The sequence below is a fragment of the Paenibacillus sp. EB106-04-04-XG159 genome, assembly GCF_058791835.1.
The window spans coordinates 1-19441 of sequence record NZ_JBYTDY010000010.1 but is presented as its reverse complement, the minus strand read 5'-3'; the positions used below and the strand labels follow the sequence as shown (position 1 = coordinate 19441).

16 protein-coding genes and 1 tRNA gene are annotated in these 19441 nt (G+C 47.3%); 11 read left to right on the top strand and 6 right to left on the bottom strand.

The genetic code is table 11. The features are described 5' to 3' along the window. Nucleotides 1-67 precede the first annotated feature (67 nt). Nucleotides 68-4162, top strand: a complete 4095-nt coding sequence (locus AC3WTP_RS13540; protein WP_492395151.1) for an alkaline phosphatase family protein — start codon at nucleotides 68-70, stop codon at nucleotides 4160-4162. 134 nt (nucleotides 4163-4296) lie between these two features. Then, a complete protein-coding gene (locus tag AC3WTP_RS13535; RefSeq protein ID WP_492395150.1) occupies nucleotides 4297-5949 on the top strand; it encodes an S-layer homology domain-containing protein in 1653 nt (550 codons plus the stop codon). 142 nt (nucleotides 5950-6091) lie between these two features. Here AC3WTP_RS13535 and AC3WTP_RS13530 read toward each other — a convergent pair whose 3' ends face one another. From AC3WTP_RS13530 to AC3WTP_RS13510, 5 genes are all read right to left on the bottom strand, one after another. Beyond that, nucleotides 6092-6949, bottom strand: coding sequence for a carbohydrate ABC transporter permease (locus AC3WTP_RS13530; RefSeq protein WP_492395149.1), 858 nt, complete (start codon nucleotides 6947-6949; stop codon nucleotides 6092-6094). After that, the gene (locus AC3WTP_RS13525; protein ID WP_492395148.1) at nucleotides 6939-7913 is read right to left on the bottom strand and encodes a carbohydrate ABC transporter permease; all 975 of its coding nucleotides are present in this window, start codon (nucleotides 7911-7913) and stop codon (nucleotides 6939-6941) included. The genes AC3WTP_RS13530 and AC3WTP_RS13525 overlap by 11 nt, the downstream gene beginning before the upstream one ends. 2 nt (nucleotides 7914-7915) lie before the next feature. Then, nucleotides 7916-9241 carry an ABC transporter substrate-binding protein gene (locus AC3WTP_RS13520; RefSeq protein WP_492395147.1) on the bottom strand — a complete coding sequence of 442 codons (1326 nt, stop codon included), beginning with the start codon at nucleotides 9239-9241 and terminating at the stop codon, nucleotides 7916-7918. A gap of 217 nt (nucleotides 9242-9458) precedes the next feature. Then, complete coding sequence (gene namA / locus AC3WTP_RS13515) at nucleotides 9459-10469, bottom strand: NADPH dehydrogenase NamA (protein ID WP_492395146.1); 1011 nt, start codon at nucleotides 10467-10469, stop codon at nucleotides 9459-9461. A gap of 150 nt (nucleotides 10470-10619) precedes the next feature. Next, complete coding sequence (locus AC3WTP_RS13510) at nucleotides 10620-11543, bottom strand: alpha/beta fold hydrolase (RefSeq protein ID WP_492395145.1); 924 nt, start codon at nucleotides 11541-11543, stop codon at nucleotides 10620-10622. Nucleotides 11544-11741: 198 nt separating this feature from the next. Between AC3WTP_RS13510 and AC3WTP_RS13505 the strand changes: the two genes are divergently transcribed. Together AC3WTP_RS13505 and AC3WTP_RS13500 are read left to right on the top strand one after the other, a co-directional pair. Then, nucleotides 11742-12236 carry a GAF domain-containing protein gene (locus AC3WTP_RS13505; protein WP_492395144.1) on the top strand — a complete coding sequence of 165 codons (495 nt, stop codon included), beginning with the start codon at nucleotides 11742-11744 and terminating at the stop codon, nucleotides 12234-12236. Between the two features lie 157 nt (nucleotides 12237-12393). Further along, nucleotides 12394-12468: transfer RNA gene (locus tag AC3WTP_RS13500), tRNA-Thr, on the top strand. Between the two features lie 368 nt (nucleotides 12469-12836). On the opposite strand, the gene AC3WTP_RS13495 is transcribed toward AC3WTP_RS13500, so the two are convergent. After that, nucleotides 12837-13505, bottom strand: coding sequence for a BlaI/MecI/CopY family transcriptional regulator (locus AC3WTP_RS13495; RefSeq protein ID WP_492395143.1), 669 nt, complete (start codon nucleotides 13503-13505; stop codon nucleotides 12837-12839). A 627-nt stretch (nucleotides 13506-14132) separates the two neighbouring features. On the opposite strand from AC3WTP_RS13495, the gene AC3WTP_RS13490 reads away from it, so the two are divergent. The 7 genes from AC3WTP_RS13490 to AC3WTP_RS13460 all read left to right on the top strand — a co-directional run bounded on the left by AC3WTP_RS13490 (nucleotide 14133) and on the right by AC3WTP_RS13460 (nucleotide 19175). Next, on the top strand, nucleotides 14133-14513 hold the full coding sequence (locus AC3WTP_RS13490; protein ID WP_492395142.1) for a PH domain-containing protein: 381 nt from the start codon (nucleotides 14133-14135) through the stop codon (nucleotides 14511-14513). 229 nt (nucleotides 14514-14742) lie between these two features. Continuing rightward, nucleotides 14743-15102, top strand: coding sequence for a GntR family transcriptional regulator (locus AC3WTP_RS13485; protein WP_492395311.1), 360 nt, complete (start codon nucleotides 14743-14745; stop codon nucleotides 15100-15102). Nucleotides 15103-15105: 3 nt separating this feature from the next. Further along, nucleotides 15106-15807 carry an ABC transporter ATP-binding protein gene (locus tag AC3WTP_RS13480; protein ID WP_492395141.1) on the top strand — a complete coding sequence of 234 codons (702 nt, stop codon included), beginning with the start codon at nucleotides 15106-15108 and terminating at the stop codon, nucleotides 15805-15807. Nucleotides 15808-15820: 13 nt separating this feature from the next. Further along, complete coding sequence (locus AC3WTP_RS13475; protein ID WP_492395140.1) at nucleotides 15821-16576, top strand: ABC-2 transporter permease; 756 nt, start codon at nucleotides 15821-15823, stop codon at nucleotides 16574-16576. Nucleotides 16577-16597: 21 nt separating this feature from the next. After that, a complete protein-coding gene (locus AC3WTP_RS13470; protein ID WP_492395139.1) occupies nucleotides 16598-17521 on the top strand; it encodes an ABC transporter ATP-binding protein in 924 nt (307 codons plus the stop codon). Nucleotides 17522-17538: 17 nt separating this feature from the next. Beyond that, nucleotides 17539-18693: an ABC transporter permease gene (locus AC3WTP_RS13465; protein ID WP_492395138.1), complete on the top strand. Its 1155-nt coding sequence runs from the start codon at nucleotides 17539-17541 to the stop codon at nucleotides 18691-18693. Nucleotides 18694-18812: 119 nt separating this feature from the next. Further along, nucleotides 18813-19175, top strand: a complete 363-nt coding sequence (locus AC3WTP_RS13460; RefSeq protein WP_492395137.1) for a YmaF family protein — start codon at nucleotides 18813-18815, stop codon at nucleotides 19173-19175. The last annotated feature ends 266 nt before the right edge of the window (nucleotides 19176-19441 follow it).

Genomic DNA, 19441 nt, shown 5'->3' with positions numbered 1-19441 from the left:
GCAAGCTTACTTTCATCGTTACACCGTTCATTTAAATATGATAACGGAAGGGGAGCTACTTTAATCAATGAACAGACAAAAGTTTTCACTCCTAATGGCTTTACTCATGGTAATTACCTTTACATTGGGTGAAGTTGGTACTGCCGCAGCTGCGGCAGTACCTCCAGGAAAGGGAAAGTCAAGTACCAATGACTTATTTCCGTCTTCAGCAGAGTCGGTTACAGAAGCGACATATGGCAAAGTGGTTCATATCACTTTAGACGGGTTCTACAGTGAGCTATTCGATTTGGCTAAGGAAAAAGGCACGAGCATTCCTAATCTATCTAAATTGGTGTCTTCTGGAGTTCGCTTCACGGATATGAAAACGACGATTCCGTCGAATCAGGCTGCCCGTTATTCTGCAATGACTGGTGCTTACCCCGCAGAGACCGTAAACACGTCCGTTTATTACGACTCCGCTGCGAAAGCGATTGTTGGCGATGGTCAGAATCGTCCAGAGTATGAGCTCTTTACGAATCAGGCAGAAACGTTGACCCAAGTGTTGACGGATAATGGTCGTTCGGCGTTAGCCATTAACATGAAAGCAGTGAAAGACGAACCCGTGTATATGGCTACAGGTTCCACATCGATGCAATCTGCAGTGGAGGCTGCTATACAATACATATCAACTAATGACCAGCCTGATTATTTAGCGCTTTACTCGGATGAATTGCGCATTGGCGGTACTTATTTGAACAATCAGTCAGGACTTGCCGACAATATGCTGCTGAAACTGCAAGCCGTTGACGTGCAGTTGGGTCTTTTGATGGACAAAATTGAGGAAATCGGGAATTCGCAGGCAACGACTTACGTGATTACCTCGAACGTTGGAAATGCTGCTGGTGCTGCAAAGCAAGCTCCTGCAGTGGTCAACGCTCTTTCCGGTCTTGGATTTCCTGTAGCTCAAGTTCGAGCAGGAGCATTAAGTGATTGCTGCGTATCCGGGGATTCTATGCCAGATGATCCGTCTATCTTATGGCTGAAGAATTACCAAGCGAAATACATGCAATTGTACTTCCTCAAAGATGTTTCAGAGGTGGAATATAATCAGATTGTCAGCAAGCTGAAATCGCTCGCCGTTGTACAAGAAGTGTTGGGGCGAGCAGAACTTCATGCTCTGCGGGTAGATCCTCGATTTGCTGATTTGCTAGTGGTGCCTGCGACGGGTGCGACATTCAATCCAGCTGCGACAGGGCAAACGACGATTGATACGCTCGAGCCTGAATTGAGAACGATGTTTGCGCTTATTTCCGGAAATAAGGTCGCGTTAGAAGATAGGGGCGGAAAAGTAAAGGAAGAAGTCGGAATTGTGGATTGGGCACCGACTATTGCTAGCCTGTTAGCAGTCCGTAATCCACTAAACTCGGAGGGACGAAATTTGATGAACATGGAGGTCAGTCTTGTCGACGGTGGGTATGCGATCTACATTAACTGGGATGGGTTCGCTTATAATTGGTACGAATTAGCCAACACGGCTTCGTATACAGGTACGCCAACCTTGAACGCCCTCATGCAGGAAGGTATCACCTTCACCAATGCGCGTACCAATTTGCCTTCCATTACGAATCCGATGCAAATCGGTATTGTTACTGGTGGATACCCAATAGATACGGGTAATAGCTATCGATATTATGATGTGTTGCAGAATAAAGTGATTCAATATGCACGCGATAACAAATTAGAAACATTAGCTGAGGCAGCTGTCAATCATGGCATAGATATCGCTGCTGCTACGACATATATCTTCGAGGGACGAGGGGCTGAGGCTGGCAACGAGAAGCGTCCCTATTTTGGGGATCTCGGCTTTGGTGAGGCTGTGGATGTCTTGATCAATCTAATCAATGAGCAGCCGGTTGTGTCTGGTGGGAAAACGATTAAGATGGATGGCATACCGCGATTCATGTCCGCATATGGTTCCCAGATCGACGCTGATGGACATAACCAATCGGGAAAAACAGCTGCCACGATGAAAGAATATAATGACAGAATTGCAAAGACGGTAATAGATTACGATGCTCATCTGGGACGACTCGTTCAAGCGCTGAAGGATGCGGGGATATATGAACGGACTACGATATTCTTAACGACAGATCATGGTATGGCTACATTCGGAGCGCCGGTGCAGAACCCGCAACCGCCTTATCCTCCAGGAACGCTGTCCAGCTTGACGGATCTGGAGCAGACAATCGCTGAAGTGGGACAGATGTTCCAAGGTGAGAACTTTAAGGTGGAAAGCGTATATCAGGAAGGCCAACAAGCACAGCCGGATACTCAAGTCGTCATCACGTCTGTCGGTCTGAATGCGATGATCAATTTCCGCATACCAGTTGAGAACGCCGTATATGAGGAAATTGTGAAGCGGGTGCAGTCTAAGGAATATTATGGTGACCATCTGTATAAGATGGACCTGCTCAAGAGAGGGATGCCTCCAGGCTGGGCGGATCTGCTCATTTCCCCTAAGCCTCCGTATAACTTCAAAACAGGCAATCCCGATCAGGCGAGAGGTATAAATGGACAGCACGACTCACTGGATGATTCCGCGTCACACATATTTATGTTGATGTCAGGAGCAGCTGTAAAGAAGCAGTTTGTTTATGACAAACAGGTACTCAACTTGAACGTTGGGCCAACGATTGCTCGTGTACTCGGCATTGAAGGGCCTTCTGGAGCCAAAGCCCAAGTACTTGATGATGTACTAATAGATGCTTATAGAGGGCCGCTCCTGAAGATCGATGACCTCGTTGAAGATGCTGTAACGGTAAATACAGAATACGTTACGATTAAAGGCAGCACCTCGCCTCAAGCGATGATAAGAATCAATGGGGAATTGCTCGGATCAGCGGATGATACTGGTATCTTTGCGGTTCAGAAGAAGCTCGATCTTGGCATTAACCGATTAATCGTTGAAGCTGAGGCAGACGGAAGAAAGACGCGTCAGATCGTCTTCGCAACTTATGAGATGCCAAGAGAGGAACTGCGACAGAAGTTGGAGTTGGCAGACTCTTTATACAAGCATGCTGTAGAGGGTAGCGAATTCGGCCAATATAAGCCTGGATCAAGAGCGGCACTGTTCGCTGTTATTCGGCAGGCGATGCAGGTGAATGATAATCCGGCTGCTCTAGAGGTGGAAGTTTCCCTTGCTACGATACGATTGAGCGATGCGCTTTCTAAGTTCCGTGCTAGCTTTTACGGAGGGTATCATATATATGGAGACTTCTTGCTGAACGGTGCGGATAAGCAAAATGTTCGCATTACGCTGCACAATGACGATAACAGTGTATCGTATACGGCAGTATATAACGAAGTAGGTTCTACAGCACTCGGAAAGTATCAATTAACCGATGCTACCGATGCCCTCGGTAATGCAATGGCTGGACGACTGCATTATTACTTCGATGTTCCTGCTGGAGCTTATACGATAACCGTGACTCTTGGAGACAACACGGTGTCCACACAGGTTGAGACTAATTCGAATACCCTCGCTGTTTTCCCTTGGGGCACATACTTTACGCAGCATGTAGACGACTTGTCTATGCCGCCTACTAATTTGGAAGGGCCTGCTGTCCCGACTGGCTTGACCGCGCATAGAGGCAATGGGAAGGTATCTTTGTCCTGGGAGGCCAACAAAGAGCCTAACCTTGCTGGATATTACATCTATGTTAATGGTGAACAAACAGCAAGCTATACGACAGGTAATACATCGTTTACGATCGACGGCTTGAAGAATGGCCAGATGTACTCCTTCCGCATAAGCGCATTCGACACTAGCGGCAAGGAATCAGAAAAAAGTGCGGAAGTGGTAGTCATTCCAGGCGATATGAGCTTCATTATCAGTGATGGAGTACTGACGCGTACAGCAGGAATATCGGCAACCGTAAAAGTTACCCCAAGTTCTAATTCCGCTCAAGAAGGTATGCCGACGGTTGTGTTTGAGCTGATGAAGGGAACAACGCCAGTCAGTATTATCGCTTTGCAGCAGCAATTGACATCCCCTGAGGTGCTTACAGCTCATTTCAACGTGAGCGGAGCTGACTATACCGTTAAAGTATTTGTGGTGGATCGCTTCGACGGCAGCCTCGAGAATATCGGCAACAGCTTGGCTGAGCCTGTTACGTTAAGATAAGGGCTAGCCACAAGAGCTGTTGAAGATCGATTGGCTTATTCATCGATCCGTGAGGCGGAGCCATTAATGAAAACACAATCTTACCCGCCGGATCTGTTGTTAGGTCCGGCGGTATAGGAAAGCGGGGATTTCAAGTGAGAGCCCGGATACTTCTTATGTTTATCGTTATCGTCTTATGCTTAAGCAGCGCACCTGTAACTATGGCAGCTTCGCCGGTCATTTCTCTGAACGCGATTAGTGAGAAACGACCGGGAGATGCTGTGACCATTGCAGGAACGGCCGGTTGGGATGAAGTCCTTATTAAGGTGGTGCGTCCCGACAACACAATGTTGTATTTCGACGTCGCGCCTGTATCTGAGGGCAACTTCGCTGTTATTATCACTTTGCCTGCAGATGCTGAAGCAGGTACGTATATCGTGGCAGCTGGTAGGGGAAATGATGTGACGACACGTAATTTCGTCGTTAAAGAAACTGCTGATTCGGGAACGGGGTATTCGTTTGGCTCCGGGATTAGCGGCAGCAGTGGAAAGAGGCTCGGAGAGGATGCCGCTACGATTACGATCGTCAAAGGAAATGATGGAAGAGATGTGAGGAACGTGCGTCTGGATCCGGCACGATTGAAGCAGGCATGTGCTCTGTTGGCTGACTCGCCGAGAGAAGAACAGCTCGTTATCGTTCAAGTTGCAGGGGTTCAAGCGGTAGCGAATGTGGAAGTACCTTATTCCGTCTGTGTAGATGCGGCTTTGAAAGCACCGGATGCGGTTATTTCGATTCAATTTCATGATTTCACTTATGAATTGCCTTTGAAGTTATTCAAGAGTGGCGTCTTGGATGAGTTGTTAGGTACTCCGTTAGGTGCAGACTTATCGCAAGTGAAGCTGCATGTAGGCATTGGCGTGGTGGACAGTTCTTTGTCAACTTCATTGAAGGGGCTTGTACAGCAGCAAGGGGCGCAGTGGATTGGTGAAGCTGTCGAGTTTAACCTTAACATCGAGATGGACGGTCGGCTGGTGCCGATACACCAATATGGTAAACATTTCGTAGTAAGAACGATGCACATCAATCAAGCGCTGGATGCGTCTCGAACGACAGTGATTGTCTTCGATCCTGTTAAAGGTACAATGAGCTTTGCTCCCGCACAATTTACGGTGAGGGACGGACAGACGCATGTCGCGATCAAGCGGAATGCGGATAGCATCTATGCAATTGTACAATCAAGCCCTTCATTTCTTGATATAAGGGGGCATTGGGCTCAGACAGATATAGAGCTGCTTGCTGCCAAACGAATAGTTAATGGAATTACGCCGATGAATTATGCTCCAGATCACTCGATTACGCGGGCGCAATTTGCGGCTATGCTCGTTCGATCTTTAGGGATTACGCCAAAGCAAGGTAAGGTGGAGTTCTTGGATGTGCGGTCTTCGGATTGGTTTGCTGAGGTAGTGGGAACGGCGGCGGATGCAGGAATCGTCAAGGGATATGAGGACGGGTCCTTCCGACCGAATGATAGCATTACTCGAGAGCAGATGGTCGTGATGATGGTGCGAGCACTGGATTGGATCGGAAATGGTAACACTGCCAATGTTTCTACTGATATATTGGCTAGATTCGCGGATCACGCGAAGATCGGTTCTTGGGCAATTCCTGCGATGCAGCGGGTTGTGGCAACAGGCCTACTGGAAGGCGTAACCGCCGATACTCTCGCCCCCACTGAGCTAGCGACACGGGCACAGGCTGTTGTCATCCTGAAGCGCTGGCTGCAATTTGTGGAGTTTATCGATCGCTGATGAGAAGGAATATGAGGGCCCTGATCCACTAGCAGCATGAAGCAGGCTGTCATCACAAAGGGCTGAATAAAGGCAGAAAAGGGGCTGTACTCGAGCATGGCAATACCATTGCCATTGCATGCGAGTCAGTCCCTTCGTCAAATTATTTGAAAGTGGAGTTAGCCATAGCGGAGACGATATGCTTCTGCATCATGGTGAATACGACGATGATCGGCAGCGTCGCCATGACACTTGCGGCCATGATGATATGGAAGTACATGGCTTCATCGCCGGCAATCGAATCCCTTAACATCGCGATGCCGACGGTCAGCACTCGCATATCATTCGTGTTGGTCATAATGAGCGGCCAGAAGTATGAATTCCAGCTGGAGATGAAGATCAACACGCCAAGGGTCACGATAGTCGGCAGCGTCATCGGCAGCAGAATGCGATACAGCATCGAGAGCCTGCCCGCGCCATCCACGCGAGCAGCCTCCAGCACATCGTTATTAACCGACTTGAAGGCTTGACGCAGCAGGAATATGCCATATGCCGAAGCCCCATGCGGGATGATGAGCGCCCAGAACGTATCGAGCCAGTCCAGCTTGGACATAAGCACATATACCGGCACAAATATAACCTGGTCCGGAATAATCATTGCCGCAAGAACGAAGAAGAACAGTGCATCTCTGCCCGGAAAGCGGCCCTTCGCAAATGCATAAGCCGCCAGCAATGCGACGTTAAGCTGAAGGAAGATGATGCCGACGGTCATAATCAAGGTATTGCTAAAGAAGCGCCCGTACGGCATGATCCGAAATGCTTCAGCATAATTTCCCCAGGCAAACGATTCGGGCCACAGCGTAGGTACAGCGAGGCGCATCTCTCCCTGTGTCTTCAGAGAGCTGATCAGCAGCCAGTACACGGGGAAGAACATGACAGCAGTCACGATCAGCGCGGCGATCAATCGAAGGGCATACTCCGTTTTAACCCTGCGCTGGCCGGCCATGCGGTTATCCTTCATAGTGCACCTTCTTTCGACTGACGTACCATTGAACGAGCGTTAACAGCATGATGATGACGAACAGCACCATAACGAGCGCAGAAGCTCGACCTGTCTTGAAATCAACGAAGGCCATCGTATAGATCCAATAGACTATCGCATTCGAAGCCTGCAGCGGCCCGCCGTTGGTCATGATATCGATGGATTGAAACACCTGCATCGAAGAGATGAAGGTTGTAATGACGAGAAACAGCGTCATAGGCGATAACAGCGGCAGTGTGATATTCCAGAATTGCCGAGAACGAGTTGCGCCGTCTATCGCAGAAGCCTCGTAATACTCTATCGGAATGCTTCGCATGCCGGCGATGAACAGAATCATCGCGAAGCCGGCGCCTTTCCATACCGAGACGGCAACGAGTGCCGGAAGCACGGTGGTTGGATCGACCAGCCAATTAACGCCCTCAAGCCCAAACCAGCGCAGCACAGCATTGAGCAGGCCGTATTGGCTGTTATAGATCCACACGAATACCATGGCTGCAATGACCATGGATATGTAATGCGGCATAAATAAGATGCCGCGCATAAATCCAAATAGGCGAGAAGAGTGAACATTGAACAGCAAAGCGAGCAGCAGGCCGAAGCCTAGCGTAAGGGTAACATCCAGACCCGTGTAGATGAACGTTACTTTCAAAGAGTTGTAGAAATCCTCATTGGTTAGAAGCCACTCGTAATTGTTAAGCCCAACAAATTTCTTAACAGGCCGTGTCATATTCCAATTGGTCAGACTTATATAGAACGAGTACACTAACGGATAGTATAGAAACACAACCAAAAAGATTAATGCTGGCAGTGCAAACATGAAGTCCTTCAGCTTCTCCAGCCTGCTTCTGTAGGATGTGCTGCGCCGAGTAGAGGCGGACACCCGTGTGGACGGGGGTGTCACAGCCTCATTAGCGCCTTTAATACCGGATAGCTTCGTGTCCATCATTAGCCCTCGTAATCCGCAAGTATGTCATTCATCTTCTTAGCGGCTTCAGGCATTAATGAAACAGGATCTTTCTGATTCAGAATCATCTCTCCAACCACTTCTTTGTAAACAGCGCTGAATTCAGGATAAGCTGGATGCTGAAGGCGCGGAGTTACATTGTCAAAGTTATCGAATACGACTTTATATTGCGGCCATCTCTCAAAGTATGCTTGACCTTCGGCTGACTCGAACGCCGACTTGCGTGTTGGCAGGTAGCCGACTGATTCCGCCCACTTGATGTTATGCTCGGAGGATGTCATGAACTTGACGAATTTCCAAGCTGCTTCCTTCTGTTTCTCATCTACGCCGTCCATCATAACGATGCCTGCACCGCCGATATTAGATGTGCGCGTCTTGTCTCCTGGAAGGAAGGATACGCCCACTTCAAATTGCGCATTCTCACGGTACATCTTCAAGTTAGCTGACGTGTGCTGAACCATAGCGATTTCACCGTTCAAGAACATTTGACGCATAGTATCGGAAGCGCCTTTGCCGTAGCCCATATGCATCGAGCCGTCCTTCAGCCATTTGTTGAAGTTTTCGAGGTAGCGAAGTGACTCAGGCGTATCTACTGCTGCTTTCGTCCGATCCTCAGTCAGAATGCTGCCGCCGCCATTGATGTTCCACGGATCGTAATACCAAGCGTCCCAGCCCGGAACAGAGAAGGCATAACGAGTCGTTTTGCCATTTTCACGCTTCGTCACCTTCTCATTGTACGCTTCGATCTCATCCCATGTTTGCGGCGGTTGAACGCCAAGCTCATCTAACAAGGTCTTATTGTAGACGAATACACTGGTGCTGACGATGAGCGGGAATCCGTACTGCTTGCCGTTATAAGCGTAAGCTTGCAGCATGCCTTTGGAGAAGTCGTTCACATCAACCTTATCTCGTTCGATATAGGGTGTCATGTCTGCAAAGACACCGCTGTCTGCAAAGTTGGCTAAGGAAGCGACTTCCACATTCGTAACTGCGGGCACGTCGTTGGCAGCGACTGCGGCCTGCAGCTTCTTGTGCAGGTCAGCGTAACCGCCCTGATATACCGGTTCAACCGTGATGTATGGATACTCCTTATTGAATTCCTGCAGCATGTAGTTCAATCCCGGCATCTGCGCCTCAGCATGGGAATGCCAGTACTGAATCGTAATTGGCGTTTTGTCCTCTTGTTCAACTGGCTTTGCTGCAGCCGGTTCACTGCTTCCTTCAGTGGATTGGCTTGTAGAGCAGGCTGCCAGACTAAGCGCTAGTGTACAAGCGAGAATTGCCTTGAACCATCTCTTTGCTTTCATGAAATATACCCCTATTCTCTCGAGTGTAGTTTGTGTTCAGAGTGATCTTTGTTTGCATATATTTACCTTACATGTCATCTGTTAACGGATCGTTAGAGATATGTAAATGTTTGGTTAATAAAATGATAGTATGAAACAACTTTTGCACACGAAAAAACCCGAACGTTCTCTATCAGCGAAGTGATAGTGAAGTTCGGGTTATGTTGCGTCGTTATACTTACCAGCCGCGTATGTAGGACTTCGGCGGCGTTAGCTCGGCCTTCAGCACCTGTGCCGCATGACGCGGCCAATAAGGATCGCGCAGCAACTCACGGCCTATAAAGACGAGGTCGGCGCGATAATGCCGCACGATATCTTCCGCATGCGTAGGCTCCGTAATGAGACCAACAGCGCCAGTCATAATTCCTGCCGCTTGACGGATGTCCGAGGCATACTGCACTTGATAGCCCGGGTAGACGTCTGGCACAGCAGGTACGAGTCCGCCAGAGCTGCAGTCGACCAAGTCAACGCCTTGCTCCTTCATGCGGCGGGCATAATCGATAAACGTCTCCCAGGAGTTGCCGCCTGGGGCATATTCATTAGCAGAGATGCGGACGAACAGCGGTTTCGTCCAATCCCGGCGCACGACATCGATGATATCTTCTAGAAAACGATATCTGTTATCTATGGAACCGCCGTAGTTGTCCATGCGCTCATTGGTTAATGGAGACATGAACTCGTTGATCAGATATCCATGAGCGCCGTGAAGCTCGATTACATCGAAGCCAGCTTCCTTTGCTCTCCGAGCGCCATCAGCAAAAGCTTTAATCGTCTTGCGGATGTCGTCGAGCGTCATTTCTTGTGGAACGGCATAGCTATCGCTAAATCGAAGAGCTGATGGAGCAACCGAATTCGGAACGGTCGCCTTGCGGCCCGCATGGGCGAGTTGAATACCGATGCGCGCTCCTTGCGCATGTACCATGTCGACAAGACGGCGCAAGCCGTCCACATGCTCGTCGCTCCAGATGCCGAGATCCTGCGCCGAGATGCGGCCATGCGGCTGAACAGCTGTCGCCTCCAGCATGATGAGTCCAACTTGACCCACGGCGCGGCTTGTATAATGAACAAGGTGCCAGTCATTTACCATGCCGTCTTCTTGTGAGCAAGCGTACATGCACATGGGAGACATAACGATCCGGTTCGGAATAATAACATCGCGTATTGTAATAGAATCGAACAGTGATGGCATAGTATTCCCTCCTGTATCTAGATGGACTTAAGTAGATAATGATAATGTTCAGGTATCTAAGAGAGTTGTTCTCTTATTTTGCTTCTATGAATATTATACCCACAGCTTCAACATAGAAACAAATCCTGCACACCACATATTTCCATATAGTTACTTTAGAATACGATCCATCCAAGCTAAACAGTCGGAAGTGACCTCGTCGCGATTCGTTTCATTGAGCAACTCATGACGTGCTCCAGGGTAGGTAATAAGAGTTACTTCTTTAATGTTAAGTTTATGATACATGTCAGCTAAACGCGGAACACCCTTATTGAAATTACTGACGGGGTCTTCAGTTCCAGCGATCATCAGAACAGGCAAGTCCTTAGGAATGGAGCTCATCACATCTGATTGATGGATACGGTTCAGCAGCTTGAAAAATTCATGATAGAAGCCAACCGTACACACATACCCGCAATGTGGATTATCGATATACTTCTGCACTTCGGCCTCATCTCGGCTTAACCAGTCGAACTCGGTCTTGTTGGGGTTAAAGCGGCGATTAAAGCTGCCAAAGGTTAAGTTGTCAATAAATTTGCTGCGGTGCTTCCATCCCTTCATGCCTGCGATCAGACGCGATACTGCGACGCCTGCGAGCAGTTCCGGTCCGCGCGGACCGTTGCTGGCGCAAAGGATAGCACCGTCCAGCAGCTTGCCGTGCTGAGCAATATACATTTGTGTCAAGAAAGAGCCCATGCTATGTCCAAATAGAATAAGTGGAACTCCAGGATGACGATCTCGTATGTAAAGGCTCAATCTCTCCATATCGCTTACCATATTCATCATGCCATTTTTGCTTAGATGCCCCATTTCAGAAGCATCGGGGGCCGTTTGTCCGTGACCGAGATGGTCATTAGCATATACAACATAGCCGGCTGCGGTCAAAGACTCGGCAAAGCGCTTGTAACGAGTACCTGTTTCGGCCATGCCGTGCGAAATCTGGACAGCGGCTCTGATATTTGTCTCAGGTTCCCACACCGTGACATATACCTTGCCGCGGCTGGCACTGTCCAACCAGAACGTTGAAGCTATCATAGAGAAGCCTCCTCCATCTTTGTTACATTCACCATATCCTATTTACCTACTTGTGAAAAGGGTGATCTCAAGAATATAGTGCTGGCGTGAAAATGTGTGCATCTGCAGCGTGGGAGATTCTTACCAGCGTGCTGTTATCTATGGTATGATGGGTTCGTTCCAACATGGATAATAATTTAGGAGCAAGGAGGATTGGCTATGTTCCAACCTACGATGTACAGCGGCGATCCGGCTATAGATTATCCTATGCTGCGAGCGCAATTGGCTGCTTTGATTGAAGATGAACCGAGTCTAATCGCGAATCTCGCAAATGCCTCAGCCTTGCTCTGGCACGGATTGAAGGATATTAACTGGGCTGGCTTCTATCTATATGAAGCGTCCACGAACCAACTGGTGCTCGGTCCATTCCAAGGGCTGCCGGCATGCGTGCGCATTCCGTTAGGACGTGGAGTGTGCGGTACAGCGGCTGCGGAGCGCATCACTCAGGTTGTGCCGGATGTGCACGCCTTCCCTGGACATATTGCATGCGATGCGAATTCGCGCTCGGAGATCGTTGTTCCGCTAATTCGAGACGGTGAGCTCGTCGGCGTATTGGATATCGATAGTCCGATACTGGAGCGCTTCGGTGAGCAGGATCGGCAATGGCTTGAAGAGTTGGCGGGGCTGCTTATGATTGGGCAGCGCGGCAAATAACAGGACCGCAGCGGGTGCAAATCTAACGATTATTGAATAACAGGGATATTTTCTATGCATTTGCACCCGTGATCGGTCGAAATCGAGGGAGAGATGAGCTTATCATCGTTGCTTGCGTTCTCAATAAGTCGATATAATAGACGTATTGATGCATCATGCTGATGTAGCTCAGGGGTAGAGCAACGCACTCGTAATGCGTAGGTCGGGGGTTCAATTCCCTTCATCAGCACCATCCATATTCCAGTAACAGCGCGGCTTCTCGAATGTTCGAGGGCCGCGCTTTTGTGTGCTTGTGAGCATCAATAGAATAATAATCTGCTCTCAGTTTGGGAAGGTGAGATAATGCCCAATGCCAAGTTGAAGCTATATTCTATATTGGACGTATCCATGATAGATAGGCGAATCTGTGGTCGTAAGTCTTCTATATTGGAGGTCTACACTATAAAACCGGGAAATCGTACAAATTGCTCTCTTTTTGCTCAAAGTTAGTGTATGGATCCAATATAGCAGATGATTGAGCTTAAAGTTAGGTTCTATCCTGTACAAAATCCAGTATAGGTGCGTGGCACTTAAGGTACGGCATAAAGTGATACTCTTATTCTATAGCAATTGGCTTAACGAATTCTCTTTTAGCCTGTAGTAACGAATAGTGCGTCCCTTGGAAATAGGCTCTAGCCAGCCCTTTTCTGTTGCCGAATGTAGAAGTTTACGTACGGTGCGGTAATCGATCCCCCAAGCATCACATACATCTTTCGGACGTATGGGTCTTCCGAGCCGCCAGGCAAGATGAAGCAATTCCTTCTCCATCTTCGTAGTTCGATTATCTGTGTAGTTATGGAGTAGATAAGGGCCAATCGCGAGCTGAAGCAGCATACGGCAGACATCAGGGCGTTGCTGCACATCATCGAAGGAGAAGTGGATCATACGCCAACCTAAACCTGTGAGAAAGGTATCCCGATTCAGCGCGTAGCTGAATTTTTCACGGTCCATATCTTTGACGTGACTTTGAAAGCCGTCACATTCGATGCCGAACCGTCCGAAGGGAGTAATAAAGGCAAAGTCGAGGAATTGGGATTTTCGATTCCAGTCATATATTTCGTATTCAGGATGCAGGTGGTCGAAGTTCCCGAACAGGGGCCACCAAATGTTCTGAAGTAAAAGCTTCTCTGCATATTGATGTCCGCGAAGCAATCGGCCCTTGCGTTCGCCGCTTCGGCTCGCCAAATGTTTCTCAAGAAAAGCATGATGCGATGATTCGAATGCGTTCAAGTGTATCGCCTCCAGTCTTGAATATAAACAAAAAAGAACGCCCAACAACCTTATGGTAGTTGGACGTTCTTCGTCTAAAATTATTGTAGCAGGCAAAGTGGTTACACGTCTATCCCGCTTGCTATTCTTTAACCCGATTAAATGGTAAGTAGCTAAGCGGCTATGTTGGATATATCCACTAACTTTCGATAAATAACGCTTGTAGATAGGGCTATAGTGGATAAATCCAACTAAAAAGCAGATTTGTGCCCAAATGAGCAGATTTATAGCGTCCTATCTTGGATGAATCCAAGATAGAGGGTGGTTAGCGGATAAATGATCTACCTATCCTGCATTCATCCATTATAGCGGAGGGTACAGCGAGTTACAGTCTTCCCAACGTATTTTATGTTATTTTAATGTTCAGATAATATCCCTTTAATATTCGCGCGGTATATTTAATTCATCACATCACCCCCTTTTAACATTAACATAGATGATTACAAGCAAAGCGGTTGTAAGATCCCCCTCACAGGGTCTTGCAGCCGCTTTTGCTATTCTCACACGATATATTTGCGACTAAACTAAAAGAGGTGCGTATGTAGATTCGTAGAAATTACCACCTCAAATTGTAAAGGAGATGTGCATATGGGATTTTTAGACGGTTTAATGGGAAATGCTTCATCCGTAAATGAAAAGGACGTTCAACAGGAACTGCAGTCGATTCTATTCCAAGGAGAGACGGTCGATAAGGCATATAAGATCATCCGCGATATGTTCGTATTCACGAATAAACGCTTAATTCTGGTGGATGTACAAGGAGTTACGGGCAAGAAGGTGGAGTATCTATCGATTCCATATAAGAGTGTATCGCGCTTCAGCATCGAGACGGCGGGAACGTTCGATCTGGATGCGGAGTTGAAAATTTGGATTTCAAGCGCGGTCGAGCCTACGGTTTCGAAGACATTCAAAAAAGACTCCAACGTGTATGAAGTGCAGAGCTTGCTTGCTGAAAAAGTATTGAAATAATCGAATGCATCTATATCGATAATCGCATACGAACCCAAGAAATCCATGGATACTAATCCATGGATTTCTATTTTTTTTTTATACAAAAAATTGAAAATACCCATTGCACTAAGTGTATTAAGTGATATAATACACTACATACAGAACAGGGAATAAGTGCCAATATTTATGGATATAAAATACAGCAATGATCGGAGGGAGACCTTTGGGTGGCATTGAAGCAGGCGGCATGCAGTTTGATCTAGATTTAAGCAAACCGTTGTATGAGCAAGTACTGCAGCAGATACGAGGTTCAGTCGCAAGAGGAGGGATTGCATTGGGAGATAAAATACCGTCAGTACGTGAGTTAGCTCAGAACTTAAAGATCAATCCCAATACCGTGATGCGCGCGTACCAAGAATTAGAGAGAGATGGCTTAACCGAGACGCGGCGCGGGCAAGGGACGTTCATTACGACGAATGGTGAAGTTGTTGAGAATATCCGCCATACGTTGGCACAGGAAGCACTGAATGAATTTTTAGAGAAAATGCACAGCATTGGGTTCACAAGAACAGATATACAACGATTATTGCATGAAGGGGACGAATAAACGATGAAGACGGAGTTTGCGATTACGGCAGAGCATCTTACGAAGCGATACGACAACAAGTACGCATTGCAGGATTTCTCGATTCAACTGCCTGCGAACCGTGTGATTGGGGTATTGGGTGCGAACGGGGCCGGCAAGTCCACTTTTTTTCGGATGATTACGGGGATGGTTCTGCCTGATCAAGGCCGGTTTGAAGTATTCGGCAAGAAGCCGGGTTGGGAGACAAATGCACTGATCTCTTACCTCCCTGACCGAGCACAGTGGTACAAATACCATACCGTTCAGCAAGCATTGGAATGGGGGGACGCTTTGCTGCCGGGCTTTGATAAGAAACGTGCCGAGTCCTTGCTGGATTTCATGAAATTAGATCCAACCATGAAGGTGGAGGGAATGTCCCGGGGGCAAGAGGCGCGTCTGATGCTGACCCTGTGTATGTGTCGAGATGTACCGATGCTGATTCTTGATGAGCCTTTTGCGGGCATCGATTTAATCTCGCGCGAACGAATTATCGGGGCGTTGATCGATAACTTGAGCGAACGGCAGCAGACGGTGCTTGTGAGCACGCATGAAATCCAAGAAGCCGAGAGTCTGTTTGATTATGCGTTATTCATGGATGCAGGTCAGGCATTGCTTCACGGTGATGTTGAAATGCTGCGGGCAGAGCGGGGATCGATGGAGAACATCTACCGCAATCTATATCGGTAAGGGAGAGAGACTAATGAATGGTAGTGCATTGACATATTTAATTAAGCATGAGTTTAAATTCCGCAAGCGAAATTGCAGAAGCCGCAAGTGGATCGGTTTTTATGGGGTGGCTATTGCAGTACTTATTGCAATTGCTTATGGATTCTTGCATGCAACTATCGTCTTTCAACCGACAACGTTGTTATTTTTAATCTTCATCTTTCCCTATGCAGGCTTTATGCGAGCCATGATGACCGTATCGAAGGAATGGAAAGACGGGACGTATGGCTGGTGGCTGACTCTTCCTTATTCGAGGGGAACGCTGCTTCGGGCGAAATATATCGCTTGCGGGATGTGGATCGTTATTTTGGGATTGATTACTCTTGCTGTCACCGTGGTGGTCGGCATTTGTACCATGTGGATTCAAGGTCATCTTGAGGCAGATGCTCTCTCTCAATTTCTTCAATCCGTGGCAATAGCTTATCTATTCATCTATACAACAATGCCTTTCATGTTGGGGTTTGGGATCTTTGGTTCCATCGTAAGACATTCAAACTGGAAGCCAGCGATGCCGCTGATCTGGGTCTGTTTCGGCTTTTCCGGTAATGTATTAAGTTGGGTTCCAGTACTGATAAAAGGTGACAATTTTAATTTTACAAATTTGTATCAAATGACAGGGGACAGTATGACATGGTTGTGGTTGGTTGTAACGTTTGCGGCCTCCTGCCTCTTAGGTGCTCTGATGATGTGGATTGCATCGAATTTGATGAAAAAACAATTAACTCTATAAATATTTAGGGAGGTTATTATTATGACTACAGCGATTGAAGTTAAGGGTTTGGAAAAAGCCTACGCAGGCAAGCAGGCAGTTCGAAATATACATTTTCAGGTGCGAAAGGGGAGCTGTTTCGGGCTTCTTGGGCCGAACGGCGCTGGGAAATCGACGACGATGAAAATTTTATCCTGCATCACGCAAGCAGATAAAGGTTCTGTCCAAGTGCTAGGATATGATGTAGCGAAACAGGCGGAAGAAGTGAAGAAGATCATAGGCTATGTTCCGCAAAATATTACGCTCTACGATAAGCTTAGTGCTTACGATAATCTGGTCTTTTTCGGCGAATTGTACGGTGTCACAGGGAAAGCTTTGAAGGAACGTATCGATGAAGTCTTACATCAAGTAGGTCTAGCAGATCGCGCCAAGGATGCGGTAGGGACGTTCTCAGGCGGGATGATGCGCCGGATTAATATTGCTGCAGCGCTGCTGCACCGTCCGAAATTTATGATCCTGGATGAGCCGACAGTGGGGATTGATCCGCAGTCTCGCAACCATATCTTTGAACTAATCCGCTCCATGAAAGAAGAGGGAATCACGATCATCTACTCCACCCACTACATGGAAGAAGTCGAAGCGTTATGTGACGATGTCGCTATAATCGATCATGGCAAGGTTGTTGCCGAGGGCGCATTAAATGACCTGCTCGCACAGTATGGCGGGAAGTCGGTATATTTAGAGCTTGAAGGTGACGTAGAACCGAATTTATCCTCCATTGAAGGGACACTAACGCGCCAAGGGCGGGGTTATAAAATTGAAACGAATACGGTACTTGAAACGATTGGTGAAGTCGCAGAGTTATGCCGTATGAAGGGGTATAAGCCGATTCAGTTAGAGGTTGTGCGACCTTCGTTGGAAATGGTATTTCTACATTTGACAGGCACATCGCTACGGGATGCCTAAGGGAGAGGGGAATAATAATGATACTTACAATTGCGCGAAAAGAAATTAAACTGTTATTGAAGGAAAAGGGTTCTTTCTTCTGGCTGCTTGGTATGCCGATCATCTTCATTGTCATCTTTGCTTCGGTATTTAGCAACATGGGTTCCTCTGGCATTACGATCCAATATGTAGACCAAGACCAAAGTGCGGCGTCCAAGCAATTTCTCCAGACGATCCAAGGCATCGACGGATTCCATCTCAAAAATAACCCGGATCTAACGGCTGATGAACAAATTGATCAAATTAAAAATGGTAAATTATCAGCACTGCTAGTTTTTCCGAAAGGCTTCGGTGAAAGTATGCAATCCGGAACGGAGCAGGCTGAAGTCGTACTGTATCACGATGGATTGAGCGGCTCCGAGATTGCACCCATGCAGGCGGTATTGCAGAATATTTCGAATCAGTATCAAGAAAAGAAGCTGGAAGGCGTACTGACGGCCGCTGGGAAAAGTGAGGCGGAGATGAAGCAGGTGCTCACACCGCCGATCAAAGTCTCAGAGAAGCAAGAAGTTACCGGGGGCTCGATAGATCCGATCAGTCAGATTGTCCCTGGATATACGGTGATGTTCGCATTCTTCGTTATTACTTCTATGGTGCGCCGGTTCATTAAAGATAAAGAATCGGGTATGACAGCTCGCCTGACCAGCACACCGATGAAATCGATCAGTTATTTGGTCGGCATGTGGATTCCTTATTTACTCGTTGTCGTCGTGCAATGCGGGATCTTGCTTACGTTTGGGCATTTTGCATACAACTTGAATCTTGGTGACTTAGTTGCGATCGGTTCGTTGGTTCTTGGCATCGCGATTTGTGGTACAGGACTTGGGCTTATGATTTCTCTATTCGTAAAAAGTGAAAACCAGGGTATGGCTTTCACTCAAATCATTACCATGGGTGGCGCCGTGCTTGGAGGCTTGTGGTTTCCGTCGGATTTGATGCCTTCATTCCTGCAGAACATTGGTATGCTTATGCCGCAATATTGGGCGCAAAAAGGATTGCAGAACGTAATGGTGCACGGAGCGAATATCTGGAATATATTGCCTAATATTGGGGTGCTTCTCCTGATTGCAGTATTGGCGCTAGGAATTGCTAGTCTTGGATTTAATCGTTTTATGAAAACGGCTGTGCACTAGGAAAGCAGCCGAGCAGGGTCCTCTATGTTGTTAGGACTGTGGGTTGTGGCCTAGCACTCATTCATGTGCTCTTTAATAGGATGTTGTGAAGTCACAACACCTAAGGAGGTATTCGGCACGTGAAGAAGAGAAAAGCTGGGATAAATAAGACTACTTCTACGAAACAGGCACAGAGACATGTTCATGAATTTGAAGGCAGTACCATGCTCGCTGAACAAGGGGCGGATCGACATAACCATCGCTTTGCAGGCGTTACGGGGCAAGCCATTCGCTCCGGGAACAGTCATGTTCATGAAATTGATCTCACCCATACGGACTTCTTGAACCATTTCCATAATCTAAGAAGGATTCGAACAGGGCCGGCGATTCCTGTCGGCAATGGTAAACATGTACATTTTGTTACGGGGCAGACGACATTAAATGATGGCCATGTACACCAATTTAAGTTCGCAACCTTGATTCAAGCCCCTCTGGTGAAATAGAAAAATTGATTCAAATTCAGTTGACGTAAATATAAAGTGGAATAACATGGTTGAACGTATGTCACAATCTAGGCGTTAAATTATTCATTTTGGCGAGTTTAGGATGGATATGATCTATAAGAGTAAGTATTTAAGGAGAAATAAACCTCTATGAAACACCTTCAATTATGTAAAAGAGCCACAGGAATGATGATATGCTCCCATCATAGTAGACAGTAGATAAAACAAAAACTTCTACTGCTACAATGATGGGAGTTTTTCTGATG

What these genes read in the sequence shown, in the direction of transcription:
- AC3WTP_RS13540 (WP_492395151.1), top strand. Translation starts at nt 68, where the DNA reads ATGAACAGACAAAAGTTTTCACTCCTAATGGCTTTACTCATGGTAATT.
- AC3WTP_RS13530 (WP_492395149.1), bottom strand. Translation starts at nt 6,949, where the DNA reads ATGAAGGATAACCGCATGGCCGGCCAGCGCAGGGTTAAAACGGAGTAT.
- AC3WTP_RS13525 (WP_492395148.1), bottom strand. Translation starts at nt 7,913, where the DNA reads ATGGACACGAAGCTATCCGGTATTAAAGGCGCTAATGAGGCTGTGACA.
- AC3WTP_RS13520 (WP_492395147.1), bottom strand. Translation starts at nt 9,241, where the DNA reads ATGAAAGCAAAGAGATGGTTCAAGGCAATTCTCGCTTGTACACTAGCG.
- namA (WP_492395146.1), bottom strand. Translation starts at nt 10,469, where the DNA reads ATGCCATCACTGTTCGATTCTATTACAATACGCGATGTTATTATTCCG.
- AC3WTP_RS13510 (WP_492395145.1), bottom strand. Translation starts at nt 11,543, where the DNA reads ATGATAGCTTCAACGTTCTGGTTGGACAGTGCCAGCCGCGGCAAGGTA.
- AC3WTP_RS13505 (WP_492395144.1), top strand. Translation starts at nt 11,742, where the DNA reads ATGTTCCAACCTACGATGTACAGCGGCGATCCGGCTATAGATTATCCT.
- AC3WTP_RS13490 (WP_492395142.1), top strand. Translation starts at nt 14,133, where the DNA reads ATGGGATTTTTAGACGGTTTAATGGGAAATGCTTCATCCGTAAATGAA.
- AC3WTP_RS13485 (WP_492395311.1), top strand. Translation starts at nt 14,743, where the DNA reads ATGCAGTTTGATCTAGATTTAAGCAAACCGTTGTATGAGCAAGTACTG.
- AC3WTP_RS13480 (WP_492395141.1), top strand. Translation starts at nt 15,106, where the DNA reads ATGAAGACGGAGTTTGCGATTACGGCAGAGCATCTTACGAAGCGATAC.
- AC3WTP_RS13475 (WP_492395140.1), top strand. Translation starts at nt 15,821, where the DNA reads ATGAATGGTAGTGCATTGACATATTTAATTAAGCATGAGTTTAAATTC.
- AC3WTP_RS13470 (WP_492395139.1), top strand. Translation starts at nt 16,598, where the DNA reads ATGACTACAGCGATTGAAGTTAAGGGTTTGGAAAAAGCCTACGCAGGC.
- AC3WTP_RS13465 (WP_492395138.1), top strand. Translation starts at nt 17,539, where the DNA reads ATGATACTTACAATTGCGCGAAAAGAAATTAAACTGTTATTGAAGGAA.